The organism is Sutcliffiella halmapala (assembly GCF_050107295.1).
Lineage (GTDB): Bacteria > Bacillota > Bacilli > Bacillales > Bacillaceae_I > Sutcliffiella_A > Sutcliffiella_A halmapala_A.
The window spans coordinates 629,900-651,207 of the sequence record NZ_JBNIKR010000001.1; the positions used below are offsets into that span (position 1 = coordinate 629,900).

Genomic DNA, 21,308 nt, shown 5'->3' on the forward strand with positions numbered 1-21,308 from the left:
GCAGGATGAGAGGGAAAATGGATATTAGCACATTCTCAAAAGAGTGTGTTTTTTTATGTATTGAACAGAAAAAGATTGAGAATATTTGGTTATTTTGAAATAATTGGTATTAAGACTGAAGAGGGATTGACAGGTTGTTGAAAACCCTAAGAGGGAGGTATACATGAAACGAAATTTTATAATATTTGTTCTTCTCTTAATATTACTTGTTGGCTGTCAAGCCAGACAGAAGTTAAAAGGTTTTGAAAAAGTTTCCGTGCAAGAGGTACAGATAAATTCTCTGCTTGTAGACTGCTCTGCTGCATTCGAAAACGAAAAGCCTTTTTGGGCTAACAGCCAGGAAGCCATCATGTATCTATGTGAAGTAACAGTCAGCGAACGAACCAAACTGGCCGATGAGGATGGGAACAATCTTACTCTCGAAAGCTTTCACGAGAATACAGTAGTTAATGTCAAATTCAACAAGGAAACTAAGATAAGGAAAAATGATCAAAGACAAGTAGAAGCGAAGGAAATCATTCTTCTGCAGGACAAGGACCATTAAATGATCTGGGCTGAGGGAATGGACAATATTTAACTAAGAGAATCCTGATTACGAGACTGGAAAAGGCAGGCATCAATTATAGATTAGATGACGAAAACAATGTGCTGATTAAAAAAGAGGATATGACAGCGGCTGCGGCGTGTTGTAGTTAGAATGATGTAAATGAAAATCTTATAGATTTGGCATGGGGGTATTCGAATGAGATTGAGAGGCCGGCTGTTTTCGTTGCTTATTCTGGTCGGATGTTTGTTTTTATTTGGAGGTCTTTTTTTTGAGGGAAACTTTCCAGAAGAACATAAGGAATATCTGGATTCTTTTGGCTGGCATATAAGAGCTATGGAAAACGAGAACATAATCAATTTGAACGATTATTTGCCAGAAACCCTCCAAATGTACAAAGAGGCGGGTTTAGACCTGGAGGAATATAAGAACAAGGAAGTAAAGGTAACGAGATACTTGTTGAAAGAAAAACAAAGAAAAGGAGAGAACGCCTCCATCTTTGATGGAAACAACATGTACATTTTCATCTATGAGGTGGATGGAAACATCATCGGCGGCCACGGTCATCTGGAAGACTGGTCTCCTGGAATATTCTCTTTGGAGGATAAGGAGCGGTTGAGAAGTGATGGGATTCTGTATTAGTCATGAGGGAAGAAACAGCCGAAACTAACTGTGCACAATGAAGGAGTGATTTAGAATGAACAAGAAAAGTATATTAACTGAGGTGGGAAAATGAAGGCTATTAATCGAGCAATTCTTATTTGGCTAGTATTTTCCCTAATAGGATGCAACAGCAAGCTTGTTAGCGGAAGTCTGATACACGACGAGCAAACCGGTCCAAAAGGTCCCGTTGCAGGCGAAAGAGCAATAGAAATAGCGTATACGGAAAAGGAGTTGGAGCACTTATGGAGGGACTTCAACTTTAATGAGAACCGACCTGATATTAACTTTGATGAATCTGCTATCCTAATTGCACATACAATGGAAAATTCATGTCCAAAGGATATAGAAAGGTTTGAGCTAAGTGAAGATGGAACCAAGCTATCCATAGAAACGGTTCCTGATGGAGATGGCTGTGATGATATTGGTTTCCTAAAATCATTTGTATTTACAATAGAAAAGTCGAAACTCGAAAAGGTGAAAACCGTATATTTTGAAGGGGAACCTTTTGACCTGAAATTTTAACTAACATGATAAATTCACAGTATCTATAAATATTTGTATTTATTTCTAGTTTTTGTTAACCTTGTTCTGAATAATCAAATTTCAAAGGATAGGGTATAATTATGACTAATATGACAAGAAGTCAAAGAAGGGGCAGTAATAAGAAGAAATATATCATTCTGTCCCTGATTTTTGTTCCTCTGTTTCTTATTGCAGTAGTTTTTTCTTATGGATACCTACAGTACAAAAGCGCATTTGAAAATGCCAAGGACGATTCGACTCTGGACGATGAACCGATCGAGTTCAATCCCGTAGAGGTGACCGAAGAGAAGTATAACGTCCTTATGTTGGGGATTGATGCAAGGGGAGAGGAGCAATCCAGAACGGATACCATCATAATTGCCCAGTATGATGAAAAGACAAAGGATACGAAGCTTGTCTCTATTATGCGCGATACCTATGTGGAAATACCTGGTCATGACTCAAACAAAATCAATGCAGCCCATGCTATCGGTGGAGTGGAGTTATTAAGAAAAACAATCAAGCACAATTTTGGTGTCGACCTGCACTACTATGCGATTGTGGACTTCCAAAGCTTTCCTAAGGTCGTGGATGTGGCGTTTCCGGACGGCGTTGAAATTGATGTGGAAAAAGATATGTCCAAAGGAATCGACCATGCCCTTACGGCTGGAAAGCAAACATTGAATGGCGACAAGCTACTGGATTATGTCCGGTTCAGGCAGGATTCAGAAAGTGATTTCGGAAGAGTGCGGAGGCAGCAGGAAGTGCTGAAGGTGTTAAGCAGTGAGTTTTCGGAGTTTAACACTTTGGTGAAACTGCCCAAAATAATGGGGACTGCCATGCCTTATATCAAGACAAATATGGAAAAATCCCTTCTCATTAAAATTGGACCAAATGTCCTTTTTGAGAATAAGAGTGAGATGGAATCCCTGAGAATACCAATGGACGGCACATTCACTGATGACCGCTATGAACATGCCGGTCTGGTGCTTGCGGCTGATATTGAAACGAATAAAAAGGCGATTCAGGATTTTTTGGGGGAATAAAATCGAGTATAGAACAGAAAGAGCAGGATCTTCACGTGGGATTCCTGCTTTTTTATGGTTTCAGTTACAAAAAGACAGGCAAAGCACGTCAATGCAATAATGGACTGGTAATTCAAAAATCTTCGTAAGTCGAAAGATTTCCGTTGCAAAATTCGCGAAGCCACTCTAAACTAGGTACAAATACAATCAGAAAAAGAGGTTGCTTCCATGAATCAATCAGCAAATAAAGAGCTTAATCTTGGGATTGTTTTTGCAGCATTATCCTATATGCTATGGGGAATTCTCCCGTTATTTTGGAAATTGGTCGATGATGTACCGGCCAGTGAGATATTGGCGCATCGAATTGTGTGGTCACTGGTCTTCATGTTAGTGATTCTGCTTCTGCTAAATAAGTTTTCGAGCTTTTTCACTGAACTGAAGGCACTTGTAACGAACAGGAAACGGTTTCTCGGTGTTGCCTGTGCATCCGTGTTCATCAGCATCAACTGGGGACTGTATATATGGGCAGTGAATGAGGATCGCATTATCGAGGCGAGCTTAGGGTATTATATCAATCCGTTGGTGAGCATTCTTTTGGCTGTCATCGTGCTAAAAGAAAAACTGTCCGTGCTACAGACCCTTTCCATTATCCTAGCCGGTATTGGAGTACTGGTATTAACAGTGAATTTCGGTTCGTTTCCATGGGTTGCCATCATGCTTGCGGTTAGCTTCGCTTTCTATGGCTTGATCAAAAAGATGATCCAGCTAGGGGCGTTGGTCGGCCTGGCAATAGAGACCTTGCTTATCACCCCTTTTGCACTCCTGTTTTTAGCAGTTGTTCACGGAAATGGCGAGGGAGCATTAGGTGGAAGTATAGGTATCACGTTTTTGCTGCTGGGAGCCGGCGTGGTGACAGCCATTCCGTTGCTGCTTTTTGCTAGCGGAGCAAGGCGTATCCCACTTTCCATGATCGGGCTGCTTCAATACATTGCACCGACCATCAAACTGATTATCGGTGTCTATCTGTTTCACGAACCATTTACTGGTGTGCACTTAGTTGCCTTTACGTGTATCTGGCTGGCGTTGGTTTTATATACGGTGACATTGACGAAGGGACTGCGGATGAAAAGGGCTGTTGTGTCGAGTAAGAGTGCTTAAAGGAACATAGGCTTAAGTGGTATGGTCTTATCAAATGCTGAGTTTAACAAGTCTGCATTTGATAGAGCAAGAAAATCAAGAGGAAAAGTAGAAGTTATTTTAAATGTTTTTCTAAATTGTTTACTCTAAATTCTAACTTTGCTTCTTTTTCGATTATTAGATCTGTGTCAAATTTGAAGGAATCTAATCTTTCATTTGTGCCATTAAGTCTTAATTCAATTCTCTGTATATCTTTTCTGTATTCGTGTTTAAATGCGGCAAAATCTTGCTCGAGTCTTGTTTGACCTTGCTGTAAACTTGTTTGGCCTTCCTTTAAACCACTAATATCAGATTTAATTTCAATGCCGTCTGCTTTTAAAACCGAAACATCAGTTTTTAATTCATTAATCCCTTGCAATATCTGTTTCAGCAATTCGTTTTCCATACTAATCATCCTCTCCAAAATAATTTTAATCAATAGTATCATATCACACTAATTCGCCCAAAAGGTAAAATTTGAAAGTTAGCAAGTAAGTCAAAAAAGAGGTTGTAATTTTTATAATTCGGACAACCTCTTTTTTATTTGATTGCTTGTCCACTTACACAATCAACTCTTGTAAATTTCATTTGAAGCCAGCCACTCCATAAACTGTTGGTACGGAAAATAGGTTGTTCCGTTCAACTCGATTTTAGGAGCATGCGGATGCTTTGACAGCAAGTCTTCCACTTCATTCTTTGTAAGATTTAAGTACAGGTGCAAGTCGCTCTTTTTAATCAAAGTCGGGTAGCTAGGTGCATTTTTTTGATTTTTGAAGTTTTTTAAACCATCTCCAATAAAATAGCCTAATGCAGCTAGACCAATCCCTATCCAGAAAAAACTGATGTCCATTGATTTATCCCTCCCGTTTCATTCCTATTAAATACGAGCCAGTGTGAAAAACGTTTCAAAAAGATAAAGCCACTTTCTTTCTGTTGCGAATTATAATTGGAGGTATCAAGCAGACATCCTTCTGATAAGGAAATTTCACGATATCTTTAATATGTTGGAGATAACAGGAAACAATAATGAAAAGAGAATTGTAACATTAAATGCCATTAATACGTTGCAAGATTTAGCTGTGAAATATAAGTAGAGGGGCAGTAGTATGAACAAATTCCTTTCCATAGTAATAATCGGTTTACTTATCCTTTCAATGGGTTGTGCCATCGACGAGCAAGGGAATGACGAAGAAGGACTGGGCGTAGACAATGTCATCCACACCTCTGTTGATTGGGCTGATGTGGTGGTTTGGAATGACGTGAAATATCAGTTGGATGAAGAAAAGACAGCTGATATTACAGAAGATGATCTGGATGAGGAACTGGGGAACATCACTTTTACGGTAGTTGGCAGTGAGGAAAGCAACAATCCCGGATATCAGTTGGAAAATGGTGAAGCTACCCTAGCAAGAAAAGGATCTGCTATTTATTCTATAAAGGATTTGGACGTAGAAGACTATATCTTTGTGCAGGATCGGGTATATAGTGCGCATTGACATTTCACACCATTCATTTTACGCTGAATATAATATGCTTGCGTTGATCCAGGAGGGTTAACTCTTTTTCAATTGGAGCGTGCATGAAAATGGGAATAAAAGCTGCTTTGTTCGACTTGGATGGAACGCTTCTTAATAGAGATGCGTCCGTTAAACTGTTCATTAATCGGCAATATGACCGCATATATGAGTTGGTGGGTCACATACCGAAAGAAAATTATATGGAAAGATTCATTGAATTGGATAGCCGCGGGTATGTGTGGAAGGATAAGGTGTACCAGCAGTTGGTGAAGGAATTGAATATTAAGATGGCGTGGGAAGATCTGCTTGAGGATTACATTAAAGAGTTTAGAAATCATTGTGTTCCTTTTCCCCATCTTATTAGTATGTTGGAGGATTTGAAAAGGAACAATCTTCGTCTTGGTATCATCACAAATGGTTATGGGCAGTTTCAAATGGATAACGTTAAGGCGTTGGGAATTGAAATGTATATGGACCTTATTTTTGTATCCGAATGGGAAGGAATGAAGAAGCCAGATTCGCAAATATTCCAAAGGGCATTAATGAAACTTCAACTTCAATCCGAAGAGAGTGTATTTATCGGGGACCATCCTGATAACGATGTGAAAGCTGCTCAACAGGTTGGTATGAAGGGGATTTGGAAAAGGGATGATCACTGGAACGATGTTGAAGCGGATCATATCGTGGACGATCTTGCGGAGGTACCTTTTGTAATTAAAGAATTAAATGATACAAAAAATTACATTTGACTTTATTTACTGTAACTATTAAAATTACAGTATGAGAAGGTTATCGTGTTAATGAACAATCATAGTAACCAATATTTTTTAACTGAACTGTAATTTTTTTTATTTCATTTTAATGACGAGCACCGTTTCATAAAAATATGTAAGGAGCGTGTAAATATATGGTCAATTTATATACTACACCAAGCTGTACTTCTTGCCGAAAAGCAAAAGCTTGGTTGGAAGAACATCATATCGACTATGTGGAAAGAAATATATTATCTGACCCGCTTACAATCGATGAGATTAAATCTATTCTTCGAATGACAGAAGACGGGACAGATGAGATTATTTCCACTAAATCAAAAACGTTTCAGAAGTTGAATGTGAATATTGAATCACTTCCACTTAAAGAATTGTATGGGTTAATTAGGAACAATCCGCAAATGCTGCGCAGACCGATCATCCAGGATGAAAAAAGATTGCAAGTTGGATACAACGAGGAAGAAATTCGCAGTTTTCTGCCACGTAAGCTTCGTACATTTGTAAGCATTAGTCCGGATGGATCTCTGAAAAACGTGGTGAACAATTAGTTTTTTCCTGCATAACCATGGCTTCGCCTATTTTCCTTGACACGATTTTTTGTAGCATATAATCTTAGAAAAAACAGTAAAGTTTTCATTCCTTAGGAGGCAGGTCATGAACAGTGATTTTACCCTTGCCATTCACAGTTTAACTCTTCTGGCGCTGCAGCCGGACCGCATGTCTACAAGTGACGCCATCGCAGAGAGTGCAGGAGTTCACCCAGTCCGCATTCGTAAAGTATTAAGCTTGTTAAAAAGACACGGAATTATCAAATCCAAAGAAGGAACGGGTGGCGGATTTATCTTTGCATTAGAATTAAGTGAAGTTAATCTCTATGATATATATAACATTACTTCTGAAGGTGCGCTTCAGCCGAAATGCCCTGAATCGAACGAACAGTGCATTGTAGGTGCAAATATGCATAAAGTCTTGTTTTCCATATTCATGGGTGCTGAAAAATACCTTGGCGAATATTTAAAGGACTATACCATTAAAGAAATAGTCAATCTTGTCAATGAAGAACAAAGCGGCTGTTAAGTGTGCTTTTTCTTGATTTAAATGTAATGAAAAAAGTTACAGAATACCAAAACTAATTCAAGAAGGTGAATAGGATGTTATCCAATAATACTTCCATTATAAAAACTGGTGATTGGATTAAGGGGGAATCACGGGACGGAGAATTGGTGATCGGTTACATTGAATCACCGCTCTTTGACGGCGCAGTGAACGTAACCGTGGTCACAAGCGACAATAAAGAAACTGTTGGAAAAACCATTCAAATGTTAAGCAAACGGGTGAAGAAACTGCCAGATTCCTTAGTGACTAACAGAGAACAAATCCTCTTTCAAATAGACCTGGCATTATCTACAGGGGATGAAGAATGGTTCCATGAGCTCTCTTCGAAGTTGAATTCTATGCGTCAGTTGGCTGAGGGAGTTCTTTAAACAAAATAGATGGAATAAAGCGGGCGTTAATCCAAAAAGGGTTAATGCTCTTTTTTGTTGAATTCTATTATATAAGCTGTGAAGAAAAGTCTTCCAAGAGTTAAGGAGTGGAATCAAATGAATGAATTAAAGCTTATTGAAACTTACAAAAGTGAACTGCAGGACTATTCCTCAGAACAACTAAGGCATATATCGTCAGAAGGGGTTTGGTCGATCGGTCAGATGTATGACCATGTGATTCTCGTTGCCCATGAGTACCTGAATGATATGGAGGCTTGTGCAGTATCAGAGGAAGAGCAAACGCTCGGTAAAACGGAGTTTGGGAAGCGTCTTTTTGAAAATGGTGGATTTCCTCCAATCAAAATCAAACTACCGGACGAATTGAATGCTCCGCCGAACAATTCAGATACAAAGGAAGAACTAATGAGCCGGCTAGACGAGGTTATGCAGAAGATGAGACTGTGGGAAACGAAAGTAGATGGTGTTAACCCGAACTATAAAGTGCAACATGGTGGATTCGGATGGCTCAATGCTAGGGAATGGTACGACCTCGTAGGTATGCATTTTCGCCATCACTTGCTGCAAAAGGAAGAATTGGTGGAAAAGCTGAGGAAAAAAGAAGTAAAATGACCGTACAAAAAGAATCAGATGGTACAGGGAGCTACGTATAGAGATATTCCAGGTGTTAAACTCGTCAAGATAGGGGGTTTTTTATTTTGTGCCAGCGGTTGGAATTCCCATATCAACGAAAAGTTTCATATATCAACGAGAATTTTTGTTTATCAACGAAAACAAGGTCGATATCGATAAAACGCATAATTCGACAAAATGCACCGAGCCTACCACCCAGGGCAGCCGAAAATAATTGGATTCCACAAAGGGAAAATATGTTAGAATTGTGCTATATACCCTTTTTATGCCAACTGCAAAGTAATATTCGTTCATCGAGCGACAATATTTAATAATAGGAAGGAGGAGAAACAGAATGTATTCAATGTACCAAAAAACAATTGCCCTCCTCTTCTGCTTTCTTGTTCTCGCCATCCCCCAAGCATATGGCGCCTTATATGAAGATATCCCTTACGAAATAATGGTCGAGCGGGCCGACCTGATAATTGTCGGGAAAATTAACGGAGCATTTGAAGAGCGAACGGAGAGAGTAGAAGAACCTGAAGTCAAAGAAGAATTCTATTTGGGTTTTACGGATTGGAAGATTGATGTTACCTCCTACCTGAAAGGCGAGCCCCAAGGTGACTTTATGATAGTAACCACACCAGGAATAAAAGGGGAAACCGATGTTTCCGACGCTCATTTCCGCTACCGTTCATCTGACTATCTATTGGATGAAATGATCATATCCATGGAAGAAGAATTAAAAACCGAAGTCGAGGATATTCTGTTTTTCCTAGAAGAGCGAGATGGCTATTATCACCCCATCACTCCGAAAGCAATCGTTCCGCTGAATATCATCTATTGGGAAGAGTACATTGATTCTGACGTGTTGAATAGAGACGAAATTGCCCCAGAAGTATTTGAGGAATTGGAATACCTGCAAGACTATTTGAAGAAGCACCTGGACTACTCATCTGCAACCTTAGGGCAAAGCTGGTATCCCTATGCTGCTTCAGTTCTACCTCTGGGATTACTGGTTTGGTATTTTAAGAGGAAAAGAGGGAAGCGCTAAATGATTAAAAGACGAAATGGTGTGAGGCGAAAGCAAGCCTGGTTAGGAGAATAACATGAACATAAGAAAACTAAAACAAGGCGAACAACCTCCCATGGAATTACTGCTTTTGGCCGATCCTTCAGAAGCGATGGTGAAAGAATACATAACAAGAGGTGAATGTTTCGTAGCGGAACTGGAAGAACGTATTATTGGTGTTTATGTTCTTCTACTAACCCGACCTGAAACGGTGGAGCTGGTAAATGTAGCAGTTTCCGAGGATCATCATGGCAAAGGAATAGGAAGGCAACTGGTGATGGATGCGGTTGAAGCAGCCAGGTCCAAAGGTTACAAAACCATTGATATTGGCACAGGGAATTCAAGCATCGGACAGTTGGCCCTCTATCAGAAATGTGGATTCCGGATTGTCGGTGTGGATCAGGACTTTTTTATCAAACACTATCCCGAAGCTATCTATGAAAATGGGATACAGTGCAGGGACATGGTTCGTCTGGTTCAGGATTTATAAGGGGAAAATTCTATTCAAAAAAGGAGAAATGTAAAATGCGTTTTTCACTTTTGGGAATTTCTATTATTCTATTTGGTATTGCACTGATTTTGACATCAAGTGGCTCAGCAACCACATTCGGACTCGGTATTTCATTCTTTGGGTTTGTTGTTTCATTTGTTGGATGCTTCGGCAGTGAGTTTAACAAAGTTAAGTCAGTGTCAAACAAATAATGACCTATCGTCAGGGGTGACTGCCAAATGAAGCTTTGCCTTAATTGTGAATCAGATTTGATAGAAAAAAAGAATTTCTTGGCCTTCAAAATACCGATTGCCGTTATTTTGGCTATCGTCCCTTATGGGTTCCTGATATGCTGGCTTCCGTTTATCGTCCCCGGTAACTATGCCTGCAAAAGCTGCGGCAGAGAGAATCGGAAGGTTAAAGAGATAGATTGGCGGGAGTATGAAAGGTTGCGGAAAGCGAGCGAGGAAAGTGGTTGAAAGCTACGGGATGTTTTTACACTAACAGGAGGAATTGGATGAAACCTATAGAAAAATCGAGGCTATCAGCCGGCAAAGAAACCTTTGTTCAGGTTGGAGAGTCCAGTTTATACACAAAACTTTATGGAGAAAGAACAAATAACCCGACAGTCATCATGGATGCCGGATATGGAGACTATTCGAAAGCATGGGAACCAATCATACCTGACATCTCCAAGGCTACGCAGGTTCTCGTATATGATAGAGCTGGACTGGGCAAAAGCGCAAAAAGCACAAAAAGCACCAACCCTAGAACAAGTATTCATATGGTGGGAGAGTTGAAGGAACTATTAACTAAACTGGACATTAAGCCTCCATATATCCTGGTCGGCCATTCCTTTGGCGGCGTGAATGTTCGAATTTTTGCCGAGCATTTTCCTGAAGATGTTGCTGGAATGGTCCTTGTTGATACTACCCCGGAGGAATACAGGGAGCGGTTTCTTCCAACCATGTCCGAGGAGTTCCAGGCAGCATATAACCAACAATTCACCCATGAAGGAAACTATGATGAATTTATGAAAAGCTTGAATCAGCTTAAAGGATGCAATAGAAAATTAGAGGTTCCTGTCATGGTATTGGCTGCCGGGAAGAAAGCACATTATTCGAAGGAATCTCAGGAATTATGGAATGCGATGCAAAGGGAACTAGTTGACATTTCTACCAATGGTGAGCTTGTGATGGCGGAAAATAGTGCCCATTACATACAGAATGATGCGCCTGATGTGGTGATACGTGCTATTAAGAGATTGTTAGACGGTCGCTAATCGGCAGCAGGGAGGGGAATTTGTTGAAATACTTCTTTGAAAAGATAACAGACCATGTGTACGGATTTCTCTTATGGGATGAATCATGGAATTCCTATAATAACTGCTATTTACTAATGGGTGAGAATGGCTGTACACTTATTGATTCGGGTAAGGAGAAGCATTTCGAATATCTCGAAGCTGCCTTGAAAGAAAAAGGTGAGATTTCCGCATTCATTGCTACGCACGGTCACATAGACCACATAGGCGGACTTTCCTTTTTAGAAAAGGCAGAAAGTTATATTCATAGTGAAGATCTCAGTCTAATGCCGGAAAAGCTGAAAGCCAATCTTACAGGAACGCTCCCAGATAATGGTCCGTCTATCAGCGGTTTGGAGTGTATTCTCCTTGGTCACCATACTCCTGGCTCTGTCGCCCTTTTTCATCAAGAAAGTGGTGTTCTTTTTTGTGGAGACCATCTTTGTTTCTTTGGTGAGCCATTACTGGATGAAAAAGTGACAAGCAACGGAAAAGAAATGAAAGATAAATATGTAAAGTTCATCTCGGAGTGGGCTAATAACGAGGAGATGAGAGTTAAGCATAATTTTGTTTTATTTATGAATGGGTTGCAGATACTTCGGAGGTTTGATGCCAAGTATCTTTGTACGGGGCATGGGGTTGTATTAAAGGATGATGTGGATTCATTCTTATCGGACCTTATCCAAGCTGGAAGTTAAATAATGATTGGAGGGGTAGTGCTATGTCGGCGCTAGTGACTTACCCATTACTTGTAATAATAGGATTACTCATTTTAATCCTTGCTACCACAAGTAAAATATCAGGGATGAAGTTTATGTTAATGGGAATCAGCATTATATTAGTGGGTGGAGTTTTAATATTAGATGAAAACACTAGATTGGCTGGATTTGAATATATCATGTTGTTTACTGGATTGATTTTTGGGGTTATTGGTTTTATAAGAGAGAACTAATGATATATAGATTACAAAATTGTTACGAATATTACAGTGATAAATAAACTTGGAAAGTGCTAACTTCTTCTACGCTCGTACAGCACTTCTTATTCAATCTAATTTGATTTACGTACTTATAAGTATCCTGCCTCGTAAAAATGTGAATGGTAAGCGAGCAAACCTCTGTGAAGGCTGATTTAACGGTACATTGTACCCTGGAATTTCCTCTATATAATCTATCTTTAACCCCCCTGTAACAATAGAAGGACAGCATATTGGTACAATATTACATATCAAGTTATTGTATGAAAAGGGGTTATTTTATGGGGAAAGCTATTTTAAATAATGATGATCTGTACAGCATGCTGGACGAGTTCCTTAGGGATTCGAAGTCTTTTTGGGAGGGCTTTTATGAAGATAGAAGCATGGACATCCCGTTCTTCAAAATCCAGGGGCCTGACGAGAATCTAGTATCCTATTACGAGAATGGTCTTCTGCCGGAGCGGGTGCTGGAACTTGGTTGTGGACCAGGCAGAAATGCCATCTACATGACTAAGATGGGCAGCAGGGTGGATGCATTGGACATTTCGGAGAATGCCGTCAGCTGGGCAAAGGAACGGGCGGAGGCGGAAGAAGTCGCGATCAACTTCCATTGTGCATCCGTTTTTGATTTTGAATTTGAACCGTATTCCTATGATTTCATCTACGATTGCGGACTCCTTCACCATTTGCCACCGCACCGCCGTATAGCTTACCTTGAGATCGTGAAAAAAGCATTAAAGAAAGACGGGCACTTTGGCATCGTTTGCTTCAATACGAAAGGGGCACCAGATACCCCGGATTGGGAAGTGTATGCCGAAAAGAGCATGAAGGGTGGAATTGGGTATTCGAAGGAAAGATTGCAAGAGATATTCGCAAACGATTTCCAAGTGATCGAATTAAGGGAAATGAAGAAAATGGATCAGGAGAGCGGAAGGTTCGGAGAGGAGTTTCTTTGGGCTGGTTTGGTGCGGGTGAAATGAGGTTGCGGTTAATGGAGCTTATCTGTAAAAAGGTAGGCTTCTTTTTTGCATTTTTCCCCAAAAATATTTCTAGATTAAAGGAAACCTAAGCGCCACTTAATCGTCTTAGTATCAAAAAAAAAGGATTGAGAACAATTTGAGTAATCTCGAAAGAAAAGAAGACCTATTCCTGAATGATAGGAATAGGTGGTTTGAGGAAATCATGGATGAATACGAAACCTTACAAAATTAGCTTACACGTATGTGAAAGACTGGAAGATGGCTGAAGATGTGGCAGGATGTTTTTATCGTTTGTTATAAGCAATATGAAAACTTGGAATCTATCAACTCATTCAAGTCATGGATCTATCGGATTGATTGGGACAGAAAAGCTGAACCTTTTGCCAGGAATTTGGTGGGCAATGAAAATAAATCAGGTGTTATTGGAATGGATATGCCGAGTCTGGAAAGACAAAAATGGATGTGGCATCTTTGGGGGACTGGTGTGGAGGAATTGACTGTAGTCGGGTTTCACCGGGAAACCAGCACCATACACTTACTTTTAATAAATGGTAATGAATGGACTACAGAATTAGGAGGAGAAAATTATGGTGCATATCAGCATATTCCATCCTCGGTGAAAATCCCAGAACGTGGGGAATGGGCAATCCTGCTTTACGTAGACGGGGAATTATTTGATATATTGGTTTATGAAATTAGGGAGTAATCTTATTAACGGAGCGCAAACAGCAGAAACAAAAAAGCAGAGCCCAGCACGGCTGTGATAAAGAAGAAAAGACTTCTATTCTTCTAACGTTCCGAAAGGGATTTTGGATGTATTTTTCATCCCAGAAATTGATAGCTTGACTCTAGTCCCATCCTAGCGTAACTTTATAAATATTGAGTTTTTTTGCACCGGAGGAATGAAGATGCAAGTTAAAAAAGTGTTGAACAACAACGTCCTCATTGCGACCCACCCGGAGTACGGTGAAGTGATCCTTACCGGTAAGGGAATCGGGTTCGGAAAGAAGGCGGGAGAGGATATAACAGTCGACCGCGCAGAGAAGTTTTTTGTGCTCAAAAGTGAGGACGAGCAGAACCAATATAAGCAGCTTCTTGATTATATAGATGAATCGTTTATCGGACTCATGAATGAATGCATGGAAATGGTCGAAGCGAGATTTCAGGTGAAACTGAATGAGCATATCCATGTCGGGCTGACGGATCACTTGTATTTTGCTGTGAAAAGAATTCAGCAGGGTCTAGATATCAAGAATCCATTTTTAAAAGAAACAGAGCTTGCTTACCCGAGGGAATATGCGGCAGCGATGGAGATTGTTGAATGGCTGAAGGTAAAGCTAGACCTTGCGATTCCGGAAGGGGAGATTGGCTTTATCACCCTGCACATCCATAGTGCCCTGACGAACCGGGACCTGTCAGAAATCAACCGCCACACTCAGCTGATCAATGATATGGTGATAGTGATCGAGGATTCCTTGAAAATGAAGATAGACCGGACTGATATAAATTATTTGCGCCTCGTACGCCATTTTCATGCGTCGATCGAACGGGTGCAGACGGACCAGTTCCGTCCCGATCAGCAGGAAATCCTCGCAAAAGTGTTGCGGGAGGAATATCCCGTATGCTACAATCTAGCATGGAAATTGATAAAAATAATGCAGCAGAAATTGCAGAAGTCTGTGCCGGATGCAGAGGCCGTCTATTTGACTCTCCATTTGCAAAGGCTTTCTAAACAATAGAATAAGAACTATATACAACGTTTTTTCACGTGTTACTGGTGATGCAGGCATGAGAGGAAGAAAAGTTGTACAGAGAGTGGTAGACCAGACGTCTACTCCGCTTTCGTGTACACTTTCTTGATTCTCATGCCTTTTTTGTTGTTCGGACCTTTTCTGTCATGCATGAAGATTCTTAGGAGGAATAAAGCTATGTTTAAGAAATCATTCGGTTTGCTGCAGCGAATCGGTCGCGCATTGATGCTTCCAGTTGCTTTGCTGCCAGCTGCGGGGATTCTGCTTGCATTCGGTAATGCGATGCAAAACCCGAATCTTGTCAGCCGTCTTTCTTTTTTAGAGGCGGACGGTATCATTTTACTTGCAGAAATTATGGAGCAGGCAGGTAGCATTGTCTTCTCGAACCTGCCATTGTTATTTGCCATCGGGGTGGCAATCGGTCTCGCCAATGGTGATGGCGTTGCCGGACTTGCGGCAATGATCGGGTATCTGATCATGAACGTGACGATGAGTGTCATCTCAGGCGTAACGGCAGACCAGGTGGGGAGCGACCCGGCACTTGCCAATGTACTTGGAATTCCAACCCTGCAGACCGGGGTATTCGGCGGTATTATAGCCGGGGTGCTCGGAGCGTATATGTACAATAAGTTCTATAATATTGAATTGCCATCTTATTTGGGATTCTTCGCTGGTAAGCGTTTTGTTCCTATCATTACAGCGGCATCCGCATTAGTATTGGGTGTTGTGATGAACTTCATCTGGCCTTTTGCACAAGAAGGGCTTAATACGTTTTCTTACTTTATGACAGAATCAAACCGTACGTTGGCCGCCTTTATTTTCGGGGTGATTGAACGTTCCTTGATTCCATTTGGCTTGCACCACATTTTCTACTCGCCATTCTGGTTTGAGTTTGGTTCTTACACAAACGCGGCTGGTGAAATTGTGCGTGGCGATCAGCGCATTTTCATGGAACAGGTAAAAGACGGCGCGGAACTTACTGCGGGTACGTTCATGACAGGTAAATTCCCGTTCATGATGTTCGGTTTGCCGGCAGCAGCTCTGGCAATCTATCACTGTGCACGTCCTGAACAAAAGAAATATGTTGCAGGAATTATGGGTTCCGCAGCCCTAACATCATTTTTGACCGGTATCACAGAACCGCTTGAATTCAGTTTCCTGTTTGTTGCACCAGTACTATTCGGGATTCATGCAGTGTTTGCGGGACTTTCCTTCATGGTGATGCACATACTCGACGTGAAAATCGGGATGACCTTCTCCGGGGGCGTCATCGACTATATCCTATTCGGAGTTTTGCCTAACCAGACTGCTTGGTGGCTAGTGATTCCAGTGGGACTGGCGTTCTCTGTTATCTATTATTTCGGATTCCGCTTTGCAATCAAAAAGTTCAACCTGATGACTCCAGGTCGTGAGGAAAAAGTGGAAGAGTCAGAAGAGAATGCAGCAGGCGGTTCCTTGGATCTTCCATACGGCGTACTGAAAGCACTTGGTGGAAAAGAGAACCTTGCAAACCTGGATGCGTGTATCACACGTCTTCGCGTAAGTGTAAGAGACGTCGATCAGGTAGATAAAGAGCAACTGAAGAAACTTGGAGCTGCAGGCGTCATGCAGATTGATAAAAACATCCAGGCAATCTTCGGACCTCGTTCTGAAATCATCAAAGGACAAATCCAGGATATCCTTAGCGGAAAAACTCCGGTGAAGGAAGAAGTGGCTGCAGCAATTGAGCCGGCTTTAGTTGCTACGGGTGATGCAGAAATCGTGATGCCGATGAGCGGAAAACTTTTGCCAATCTCGGAAGTGCCTGACAAAGTTTTCTCTCAAAAAATGATGGGTGACGGTTTTGCAATTGAGCCGACGGAAGGAACAGTTGTATCTCCGGTTGCCGGAACGATCGTGAATCTATTCCCTACAAAGCACGCAATCGGAATTGAAACTGCTGAGGGCAGGGAGATTCTCGTTCACGTGGGAATCGACACCGTCAACCTGAAGGGTCGCGGCTTTGAAAGCCTGATCGCACAAGGCGACAAAGTCGAGCAAGGCCAACCATTATTGAAAGTTGACCTAAGCATCATCAAAGGCGAAGCAACTTCCACCATCACACCGATCATCTTTACCAATCTAGCAGCTGGCGAAGCAGTTGAGATAAAGGACGGTAAAGTAAGTTTTGGAGATAAGGACAGAGTTAAGGTAGTAAAGAAATAAGAATTGTAGGGGCCTGACCCTCAGCGCTTTAAAGCGCTGAGGGTCAGGCCCCTGTTTTTCTACATCGAAAGTCTTACAAAGATTTCAAACTATTCACGGAAGTAACTTCTGTTCATCACGCGTATCCTAAAATTATAGAGAACGTAAAAAGGTGGGAACTGCTATGACAAATTTAATATGTGAAACATGTGGCGTCCAGTACGCTGGGACGTTACATCAACCGGATTCTTGTGAGATATGTACGGAAGAGAGGCAGTATGTCAGCCCAGACGGACAGTCATGGACAACTTTGGAGGAAATGAAAATAAAAGGGTATCAAAATGTGCTTAAGGTCGAAGAGACAGGCTTATATAGTATAAAAACCTCACCCGAATTTGCTATTGGACAAACGGCATTCCTCGTGCTACACGATGGGTTTAATGTACTTTGGGATTGCATCTCCTATTTGGATGAAGCAACAGTTAGAGAGATTGAAGCACTTGGAGGGCTTAATGCCATTGCACTTTCGCATCCCCATTATTATTCGACCCAAGTTGAGTGGGCGGATACCTTCGGTGTGCCAATCTATATTCACGAGGACGATAAAGAGTGGGTGATGCGACCGAGTGAACGAATTGTTTTCTGGTCAGGAGAGTCGCTGGAATTAGCACCTGGGATTACGTTGAATCGTTTAGGTGGACATTTTAAGGGTGGAGCGGTGCTTGAGTGGAGAACTGGAAATGATGAGAAAGGGACCTTGCTTACTGGCGATGTCATTCAAGTGGTTGCAGATCGCAATTGGGTCAGCTTCATGTACAGCTACCCGAACCTGATACCACTGCCCGCTGCAATAGTGGAAAAGATAGCAGCTAAAACGAAAGAATTGAAGTTTGATAGATTATACAATGCCTTCCACGGTGTGGTGAAGGAGGATGCCCACGGAGCAGTACAGCGATCAGCGAAAAGATATGTGGATGCCTTAAGCGGAAAATTGATGTAGATAAGCAGCCTGGCCCACACCGCCTTAAAGCAAGCGATAGGGTCAGGCTGTACTTTCGGACCACTAAAAGTTAATGGAACTTGCATTTCCAGACTTTCTTCTTCGGTGTTTTCTTATTGCTTTCTCTTTGTTCGAACACTTTTTCTGCAACGAGCTTCTTTTCCCCCATTACTCTCCAAGCTTTCATCATGTTGCCACTCCTTTCGCTTTAGCTACTAACAAGCTATTCATTTGGACGAAGAAGTGTTTGTACATATTCCTTTAGAAAACATCTTTTTTTATTATGGAGTACCTTGAAAAACTAATCATCTATTCCTATTTTTCCGCGATAATCATTAATTATTAAAATTAATTCGGTTCTATTTGATTATTTTGTAAATAGTAATCTTATCTATAATTAGAAGTGTATGACTATTACATATTCTAAGATCGACTATATCCGTGAGCTTGGAACCATTGACCCATCAGCAGACGGTAACTGGACATTCGCACCAGTGGCCGGAGAAGTTAATGTGTCATTTGATTCTTCTATGGATGCTATAGATTCACTTCCGGAAAGCAACGCCATTCGCTATGATGGCGTAAGTGAGAAAGGGTTTGGCAGTTATGTGATGGAGCTTCCTGTGAGATAAAGTAATGACAAAAAGTGGGGCCTGACCCTCAACGCTTTAAAGCGTTGAGGGTCAGGCCCCTTTGTATTAATTAAAGGAATTTTCCCCTTTACAAGGAATTATTTAGTATAACGAAGGAAAAAAGGAGAGTGCTGAATATGAATCTAGTCGTTCTGGGTGCGCATTGCGGTGACGCTGAAATTCAGGCGGGTGCGATTGCGTACAAGTATGCGAAGGCTGGTCATAGGGTTACATTTGTCCATTTGACTGCAGGGGAAAAGGGGAATCCTCAGGAAACCACCATTGAAGACTACAGAGAGCAGAAAATCATAGAGTCGGAGAAAGCTGCCGCGGTGCTTGGAGTGGATACGATTACGCTCGATTACCGGGATGCCGAGCTTACTTTTAATGATGAGATTGTGACACGGGTTGCGAAGCTGATGCGGGAGCTGAAGCCGAAAACAGTGATTACCCACTGGGAGAACAGTATTCATCCCGATCACGACCTGTGTGCGCAGATTGTTCAGGCAGCACAGTTGAAGGCGGGGCTTCCGGGTTTCGATCTCGACGGATTGCCTGCCCATTTTTATACCTATTTTCATAGTGAAAACTGGGAGGACATGGAAGAATATGTGCCGGATATTTTCATCGATGTTTCGGAAGAGTTCGACACTTATCTAGAAGCGCTGTCCCAGTATTGGTTCGTGAAGAATTCCAAGTCGTTCCGCTATTATGATTACTACCAGGCACTTGGTACGGTACGAGGCTGTGTGAATCGGACCAAGTATGCTCAGACACTGAAATATCCATCTGGATTAAACGTAAGAAAAGGCCCTGCCATTCCGGGGTTCGATCTATGAGGGGGAGTGCATAAATATGACAACTTATCGGTACTATCAATCTGGTGATGAAAAGCAGATTGTAGAGCTGTGGAACGCAAGTCTTGGAAAGGACCCGATTACCTCCAAACGTTTTCGTAATCTGGTGCTGCTGGATGCGAACTTTGATCCGCGCGGCCTTCGTTTAGCTTTTGAAGGGGAACGGCTTGTCGGCTGTATGTATGCGGTAAGAAGATTGCTGCCGATGTATGGAAAAGACCTGGAACCTGATAATGGCTGGATTCCGTTCTTTTTTGTCGATTCTGGTGTGCGGAGAAAAGGTGTTGGGAAGAGATTGATGGAGGAAGCGATCGCTTTTCTGAAAAATGAAGGACGCTACAATATTTTCTTTTCTTCCTATGCTCCAAATTACATTTTACCTGGAATCGATGAGGAGGCTTATCCGGAAGCTTTTGTTTTTCTGAAGAGTCAGGGATTTGCTATGCTCTATTCTCCTGTTGCCATGGATAAAAGCTTGCTGGGCTACGAGATTTCCGAATCTGTTAAAGCATTGAAGCGATGTAGGCAGGAAGAGGGATATACTTTTACAAAGGCAGAGGACAAGGACCTCTATGAAGTGATTCATTTTGCCAATGAAAAGTTCAATCCGGATTGGGGACGGGCCATCCGCGAGGGGATTCTGCAAGGCCTGCCACAGGATAGGATTCTCGTTGCCCGGGATAATGGGCAGGTAGTCGGCTTCTGTATGTATGGCGGGTATGAAGGGGTGCCGGACCGGTTTGGCCCGTTTGGCGTCGACCCGGACCAGCAGGGGAAAGGGCTTGGGAAGATCCTTTTATCGGACTGTCTTCAAAGCATGCGAGCGGAAAGTCTTCACTCAGCCTGGTTTCTCTGGACGGGCGAGCAGACGACAGCGGGGCATCTATATAAGAAATATGGATTTGAGATTACGAGGAAGTTTCATGTGATGAAGAAGATTATTCGTGCCTGATCTGCAAGAGAGGGGTCATGCACCTTCCGAAAACGAATAAGATTAACTAAAACAAGAGAAGAGGATTGATTATGAGGAAAAAACCGATCATTGGAATTACCTCTCACGTAGAGCTCGATTACAAGCACAGTCTTTCAAATGATTATGTTCAATCCATTATCCATGCAGGAGGGATACCGATAATTTTGCCAATAGGGATCGATTCTGATGTGGCTCAGCTGGTAGATAAGATCGATGGGCTTGTTTTGGCAGGGGGAGGAGACATTGATCCCATGTTGTTTGGTGAAGAGCCTCATCCTAATTTAGGAATGATTTCACCTGGGAGAGATAGCTTTGAGATGACGATTATAGAAAAAATGCTCGCTGCCAATAAGCCGATTCTTGCTATTTGTCGCGGTATTCAAATCCTCAATATTGTCATTGGAGGAGACATGTATCAGGATATTTATAGTCAAAAGGATGAATCTTTGCTACAGCACTCCCAAAAAGCTACACGTACCCATTTGTCTCATTATGTCATTGCCACTGAAAATAGTTTACTAGCGGATATTGCAGGGCAATCCAAATTTAAAGTTAATTCCTATCATCACCAAGCAGTTCGACATGTTCCTAAACCTTTTATTGTATCAGCTTGCTCATCGGATGGTATCATTGAGGCCATTGAAAGTGTGGAGCATTCATTTGTGTTAGGTGTCCAATGGCATCCGGAGCCATTAGCTGTCCATGGTGATAGTATCTCGAAAAATATTTTCAATCGATTTGTCCAAAGCTGTTAATCAAATG

The 21,308-nt window shown here is 41.7% G+C and carries 29 protein-coding genes; 27 read left to right on the top strand and 2 right to left on the bottom strand.

Annotated elements, in window-relative coordinates; all coding sequences use genetic code 11:
* The first annotated feature begins 163 nt into the window (after positions 1-163).
* The 5 genes from ACQCT5_RS03100 to rarD all read left to right on the top strand — a co-directional run bounded on the left by ACQCT5_RS03100 (position 164) and on the right by rarD (position 3,912).
* Entirely contained in the window at positions 164-544 is a 381-nt protein-coding gene (locus tag ACQCT5_RS03100; RefSeq protein ID WP_499638887.1) for a hypothetical protein, read from the top strand.
* A 198-nt stretch (positions 545-742) separates the two neighbouring features.
* Complete coding sequence (locus tag ACQCT5_RS03105) at positions 743-1,186, top strand: DUF4830 domain-containing protein (protein ID WP_499638889.1); 444 nt, start codon at positions 743-745, stop codon at positions 1,184-1,186.
* 90 nt (positions 1,187-1,276) lie between these two features.
* The gene (locus tag ACQCT5_RS03110) at positions 1,277-1,729 is read left to right on the top strand and encodes a hypothetical protein (protein WP_499638891.1); all 453 of its coding nucleotides are present in this window, start codon (positions 1,277-1,279) and stop codon (positions 1,727-1,729) included.
* Positions 1,730-1,830: 101 nt separating this feature from the next.
* Entirely contained in the window at positions 1,831-2,775 is a 945-nt protein-coding gene (locus ACQCT5_RS03115; protein ID WP_499638892.1) for an LCP family protein, read from the top strand.
* 207 nt (positions 2,776-2,982) lie between these two features.
* On the top strand, positions 2,983-3,912 hold the full coding sequence (rarD, locus tag ACQCT5_RS03120) for an EamA family transporter RarD (protein ID WP_499638894.1): 930 nt from the start codon (positions 2,983-2,985) through the stop codon (positions 3,910-3,912).
* 94 nt (positions 3,913-4,006) lie between these two features.
* On the opposite strand, the gene ACQCT5_RS03125 is transcribed toward rarD, so the two are convergent.
* Both ACQCT5_RS03125 and ACQCT5_RS03130 read right to left on the bottom strand, forming a co-directional pair.
* Positions 4,007-4,336, bottom strand: a complete 330-nt coding sequence (locus tag ACQCT5_RS03125; RefSeq protein WP_499638896.1) for a hypothetical protein — start codon at positions 4,334-4,336, stop codon at positions 4,007-4,009.
* A gap of 162 nt (positions 4,337-4,498) precedes the next feature.
* Positions 4,499-4,780 (bottom strand): DNA-binding protein, encoded by a 282-nt coding sequence (locus ACQCT5_RS03130; RefSeq protein WP_499638897.1) that lies wholly within the window; start codon positions 4,778-4,780, stop codon positions 4,499-4,501.
* Positions 4,781-5,036: 256 nt separating this feature from the next.
* Between ACQCT5_RS03130 and ACQCT5_RS03135 the strand changes: the two genes are divergently transcribed.
* From ACQCT5_RS03135 to ACQCT5_RS03240, 22 genes are all read left to right on the top strand, one after another.
* Entirely contained in the window at positions 5,037-5,426 is a 390-nt protein-coding gene (locus ACQCT5_RS03135; protein ID WP_499638899.1) for a hypothetical protein, read from the top strand.
* 89 nt (positions 5,427-5,515) lie between these two features.
* Positions 5,516-6,196 (top strand): HAD family hydrolase, encoded by a 681-nt coding sequence (locus ACQCT5_RS03140; protein WP_499638901.1) that lies wholly within the window; start codon positions 5,516-5,518, stop codon positions 6,194-6,196.
* A gap of 158 nt (positions 6,197-6,354) precedes the next feature.
* Complete coding sequence (spxA, locus tag ACQCT5_RS03145; RefSeq protein WP_499638902.1) at positions 6,355-6,765, top strand: transcriptional regulator SpxA; 411 nt, start codon at positions 6,355-6,357, stop codon at positions 6,763-6,765.
* A 106-nt stretch (positions 6,766-6,871) separates the two neighbouring features.
* The gene (locus ACQCT5_RS03150) at positions 6,872-7,294 is read left to right on the top strand and encodes an RrF2 family transcriptional regulator (protein WP_499638903.1); all 423 of its coding nucleotides are present in this window, start codon (positions 6,872-6,874) and stop codon (positions 7,292-7,294) included.
* Between the two features lie 74 nt (positions 7,295-7,368).
* The gene (locus ACQCT5_RS03155; protein WP_499638905.1) at positions 7,369-7,701 is read left to right on the top strand and encodes an IDEAL domain-containing protein; all 333 of its coding nucleotides are present in this window, start codon (positions 7,369-7,371) and stop codon (positions 7,699-7,701) included.
* A gap of 117 nt (positions 7,702-7,818) precedes the next feature.
* Positions 7,819-8,331 carry a DinB family protein gene (locus ACQCT5_RS03160; protein ID WP_499638907.1) on the top strand — a complete coding sequence of 171 codons (513 nt, stop codon included), beginning with the start codon at positions 7,819-7,821 and terminating at the stop codon, positions 8,329-8,331.
* A gap of 355 nt (positions 8,332-8,686) precedes the next feature.
* Positions 8,687-9,385, top strand: coding sequence for a hypothetical protein (locus tag ACQCT5_RS03165; RefSeq protein WP_499638909.1), 699 nt, complete (start codon positions 8,687-8,689; stop codon positions 9,383-9,385).
* Positions 9,386-9,440: 55 nt separating this feature from the next.
* Positions 9,441-9,893, top strand: coding sequence for a GNAT family N-acetyltransferase (locus ACQCT5_RS03170; RefSeq protein WP_499638911.1), 453 nt, complete (start codon positions 9,441-9,443; stop codon positions 9,891-9,893).
* A gap of 35 nt (positions 9,894-9,928) precedes the next feature.
* Positions 9,929-10,105, top strand: coding sequence for a hypothetical protein (locus ACQCT5_RS03175; RefSeq protein ID WP_499638913.1), 177 nt, complete (start codon positions 9,929-9,931; stop codon positions 10,103-10,105).
* A 27-nt stretch (positions 10,106-10,132) separates the two neighbouring features.
* Entirely contained in the window at positions 10,133-10,372 is a 240-nt protein-coding gene (locus ACQCT5_RS03180; RefSeq protein WP_499638915.1) for a hypothetical protein, read from the top strand.
* A 38-nt stretch (positions 10,373-10,410) separates the two neighbouring features.
* Entirely contained in the window at positions 10,411-11,175 is a 765-nt protein-coding gene (locus tag ACQCT5_RS03185) for an alpha/beta fold hydrolase (RefSeq protein ID WP_499638917.1), read from the top strand.
* 23 nt (positions 11,176-11,198) lie between these two features.
* Positions 11,199-11,891: an MBL fold metallo-hydrolase gene (locus ACQCT5_RS03190; protein WP_499638919.1), complete on the top strand. Its 693-nt coding sequence runs from the start codon at positions 11,199-11,201 to the stop codon at positions 11,889-11,891.
* Positions 11,892-11,914: 23 nt separating this feature from the next.
* A complete protein-coding gene (locus ACQCT5_RS03195) occupies positions 11,915-12,145 on the top strand; it encodes a hypothetical protein (RefSeq protein ID WP_499638921.1) in 231 nt (76 codons plus the stop codon).
* Between the two features lie 305 nt (positions 12,146-12,450).
* Positions 12,451-13,149, top strand: coding sequence for a class I SAM-dependent methyltransferase (locus tag ACQCT5_RS03200; protein WP_499638923.1), 699 nt, complete (start codon positions 12,451-12,453; stop codon positions 13,147-13,149).
* A 268-nt stretch (positions 13,150-13,417) separates the two neighbouring features.
* The gene (locus tag ACQCT5_RS03205; protein WP_499638925.1) at positions 13,418-13,855 is read left to right on the top strand and encodes a DUF4871 domain-containing protein; all 438 of its coding nucleotides are present in this window, start codon (positions 13,418-13,420) and stop codon (positions 13,853-13,855) included.
* 202 nt (positions 13,856-14,057) lie between these two features.
* Positions 14,058-14,888, top strand: coding sequence for a glucose PTS transporter transcription antiterminator GlcT (gene glcT / locus ACQCT5_RS03210; protein WP_499638927.1), 831 nt, complete (start codon positions 14,058-14,060; stop codon positions 14,886-14,888).
* Between the two features lie 189 nt (positions 14,889-15,077).
* Positions 15,078-17,105, top strand: a complete 2,028-nt coding sequence (gene ptsG, locus ACQCT5_RS03215) for a glucose-specific PTS transporter subunit IIBC (RefSeq protein WP_499638929.1) — start codon at positions 15,078-15,080, stop codon at positions 17,103-17,105.
* A 163-nt stretch (positions 17,106-17,268) separates the two neighbouring features.
* Positions 17,269-18,084 (top strand): MBL fold metallo-hydrolase, encoded by an 816-nt coding sequence (locus ACQCT5_RS03220; protein WP_499638931.1) that lies wholly within the window; start codon positions 17,269-17,271, stop codon positions 18,082-18,084.
* A 407-nt stretch (positions 18,085-18,491) separates the two neighbouring features.
* The gene (locus ACQCT5_RS03225) at positions 18,492-18,716 is read left to right on the top strand and encodes a hypothetical protein (protein WP_499638933.1); all 225 of its coding nucleotides are present in this window, start codon (positions 18,492-18,494) and stop codon (positions 18,714-18,716) included.
* 137 nt (positions 18,717-18,853) lie between these two features.
* Positions 18,854-19,555, top strand: a complete 702-nt coding sequence (locus ACQCT5_RS03230; RefSeq protein WP_499638935.1) for a PIG-L deacetylase family protein — start codon at positions 18,854-18,856, stop codon at positions 19,553-19,555.
* A 16-nt stretch (positions 19,556-19,571) separates the two neighbouring features.
* Positions 19,572-20,525, top strand: a complete 954-nt coding sequence (locus ACQCT5_RS03235; protein WP_499638937.1) for a GNAT family N-acetyltransferase — start codon at positions 19,572-19,574, stop codon at positions 20,523-20,525.
* Between the two features lie 71 nt (positions 20,526-20,596).
* Positions 20,597-21,301: a gamma-glutamyl-gamma-aminobutyrate hydrolase family protein gene (locus ACQCT5_RS03240; protein ID WP_499638939.1), complete on the top strand. Its 705-nt coding sequence runs from the start codon at positions 20,597-20,599 to the stop codon at positions 21,299-21,301.
* Positions 21,302-21,308 lie beyond the last annotated feature (7 nt).

What these genes read in the sequence shown, in the direction of transcription:
- ACQCT5_RS03140 (WP_499638901.1), top strand. Translation starts at nt 5,516, where the DNA reads ATGGGAATAAAAGCTGCTTTGTTCGACTTGGATGGAACGCTTCTTAAT.
- ACQCT5_RS03150 (WP_499638903.1), top strand. Translation starts at nt 6,872, where the DNA reads ATGAACAGTGATTTTACCCTTGCCATTCACAGTTTAACTCTTCTGGCG.
- ACQCT5_RS03160 (WP_499638907.1), top strand. Translation starts at nt 7,819, where the DNA reads ATGAATGAATTAAAGCTTATTGAAACTTACAAAAGTGAACTGCAGGAC.
- ptsG (WP_499638929.1), top strand. Translation starts at nt 15,078, where the DNA reads ATGTTTAAGAAATCATTCGGTTTGCTGCAGCGAATCGGTCGCGCATTG.
- ACQCT5_RS03100 (WP_499638887.1), top strand. Translation starts at nt 164, where the DNA reads ATGAAACGAAATTTTATAATATTTGTTCTTCTCTTAATATTACTTGTT.
- ACQCT5_RS03125 (WP_499638896.1), bottom strand. Translation starts at nt 4,336, where the DNA reads ATGGAAAACGAATTGCTGAAACAGATATTGCAAGGGATTAATGAATTA.
- ACQCT5_RS03240 (WP_499638939.1), top strand. Translation starts at nt 20,597, where the DNA reads ATGAGGAAAAAACCGATCATTGGAATTACCTCTCACGTAGAGCTCGAT.
- ACQCT5_RS03165 (WP_499638909.1), top strand. Translation starts at nt 8,687, where the DNA reads ATGTATTCAATGTACCAAAAAACAATTGCCCTCCTCTTCTGCTTTCTT.
- ACQCT5_RS03135 (WP_499638899.1), top strand. Translation starts at nt 5,037, where the DNA reads ATGAACAAATTCCTTTCCATAGTAATAATCGGTTTACTTATCCTTTCA.
- ACQCT5_RS03230 (WP_499638935.1), top strand. Translation starts at nt 18,854, where the DNA reads ATGAATCTAGTCGTTCTGGGTGCGCATTGCGGTGACGCTGAAATTCAG.
- ACQCT5_RS03200 (WP_499638923.1), top strand. Translation starts at nt 12,451, where the DNA reads ATGGGGAAAGCTATTTTAAATAATGATGATCTGTACAGCATGCTGGAC.
- ACQCT5_RS03105 (WP_499638889.1), top strand. Translation starts at nt 743, where the DNA reads ATGAGATTGAGAGGCCGGCTGTTTTCGTTGCTTATTCTGGTCGGATGT.
- ACQCT5_RS03110 (WP_499638891.1), top strand. Translation starts at nt 1,277, where the DNA reads ATGAAGGCTATTAATCGAGCAATTCTTATTTGGCTAGTATTTTCCCTA.
- glcT (WP_499638927.1), top strand. Translation starts at nt 14,058, where the DNA reads ATGCAAGTTAAAAAAGTGTTGAACAACAACGTCCTCATTGCGACCCAC.
- ACQCT5_RS03130 (WP_499638897.1), bottom strand. Translation starts at nt 4,780, where the DNA reads ATGGACATCAGTTTTTTCTGGATAGGGATTGGTCTAGCTGCATTAGGC.
- ACQCT5_RS03185 (WP_499638917.1), top strand. Translation starts at nt 10,411, where the DNA reads ATGAAACCTATAGAAAAATCGAGGCTATCAGCCGGCAAAGAAACCTTT.
- ACQCT5_RS03175 (WP_499638913.1), top strand. Translation starts at nt 9,929, where the DNA reads ATGCGTTTTTCACTTTTGGGAATTTCTATTATTCTATTTGGTATTGCA.
- ACQCT5_RS03180 (WP_499638915.1), top strand. Translation starts at nt 10,133, where the DNA reads ATGAAGCTTTGCCTTAATTGTGAATCAGATTTGATAGAAAAAAAGAAT.
- ACQCT5_RS03235 (WP_499638937.1), top strand. Translation starts at nt 19,572, where the DNA reads ATGACAACTTATCGGTACTATCAATCTGGTGATGAAAAGCAGATTGTA.
- ACQCT5_RS03225 (WP_499638933.1), top strand. Translation starts at nt 18,492, where the DNA reads ATGACTATTACATATTCTAAGATCGACTATATCCGTGAGCTTGGAACC.
- ACQCT5_RS03155 (WP_499638905.1), top strand. Translation starts at nt 7,369, where the DNA reads ATGTTATCCAATAATACTTCCATTATAAAAACTGGTGATTGGATTAAG.
- ACQCT5_RS03220 (WP_499638931.1), top strand. Translation starts at nt 17,269, where the DNA reads ATGACAAATTTAATATGTGAAACATGTGGCGTCCAGTACGCTGGGACG.
- ACQCT5_RS03115 (WP_499638892.1), top strand. Translation starts at nt 1,831, where the DNA reads ATGACTAATATGACAAGAAGTCAAAGAAGGGGCAGTAATAAGAAGAAA.
- ACQCT5_RS03170 (WP_499638911.1), top strand. Translation starts at nt 9,441, where the DNA reads ATGAACATAAGAAAACTAAAACAAGGCGAACAACCTCCCATGGAATTA.
- ACQCT5_RS03195 (WP_499638921.1), top strand. Translation starts at nt 11,915, where the DNA reads ATGTCGGCGCTAGTGACTTACCCATTACTTGTAATAATAGGATTACTC.
- rarD (WP_499638894.1), top strand. Translation starts at nt 2,983, where the DNA reads ATGAATCAATCAGCAAATAAAGAGCTTAATCTTGGGATTGTTTTTGCA.
- spxA (WP_499638902.1), top strand. Translation starts at nt 6,355, where the DNA reads ATGGTCAATTTATATACTACACCAAGCTGTACTTCTTGCCGAAAAGCA.
- ACQCT5_RS03205 (WP_499638925.1), top strand. Translation starts at nt 13,418, where the DNA reads ATGTGGCAGGATGTTTTTATCGTTTGTTATAAGCAATATGAAAACTTG.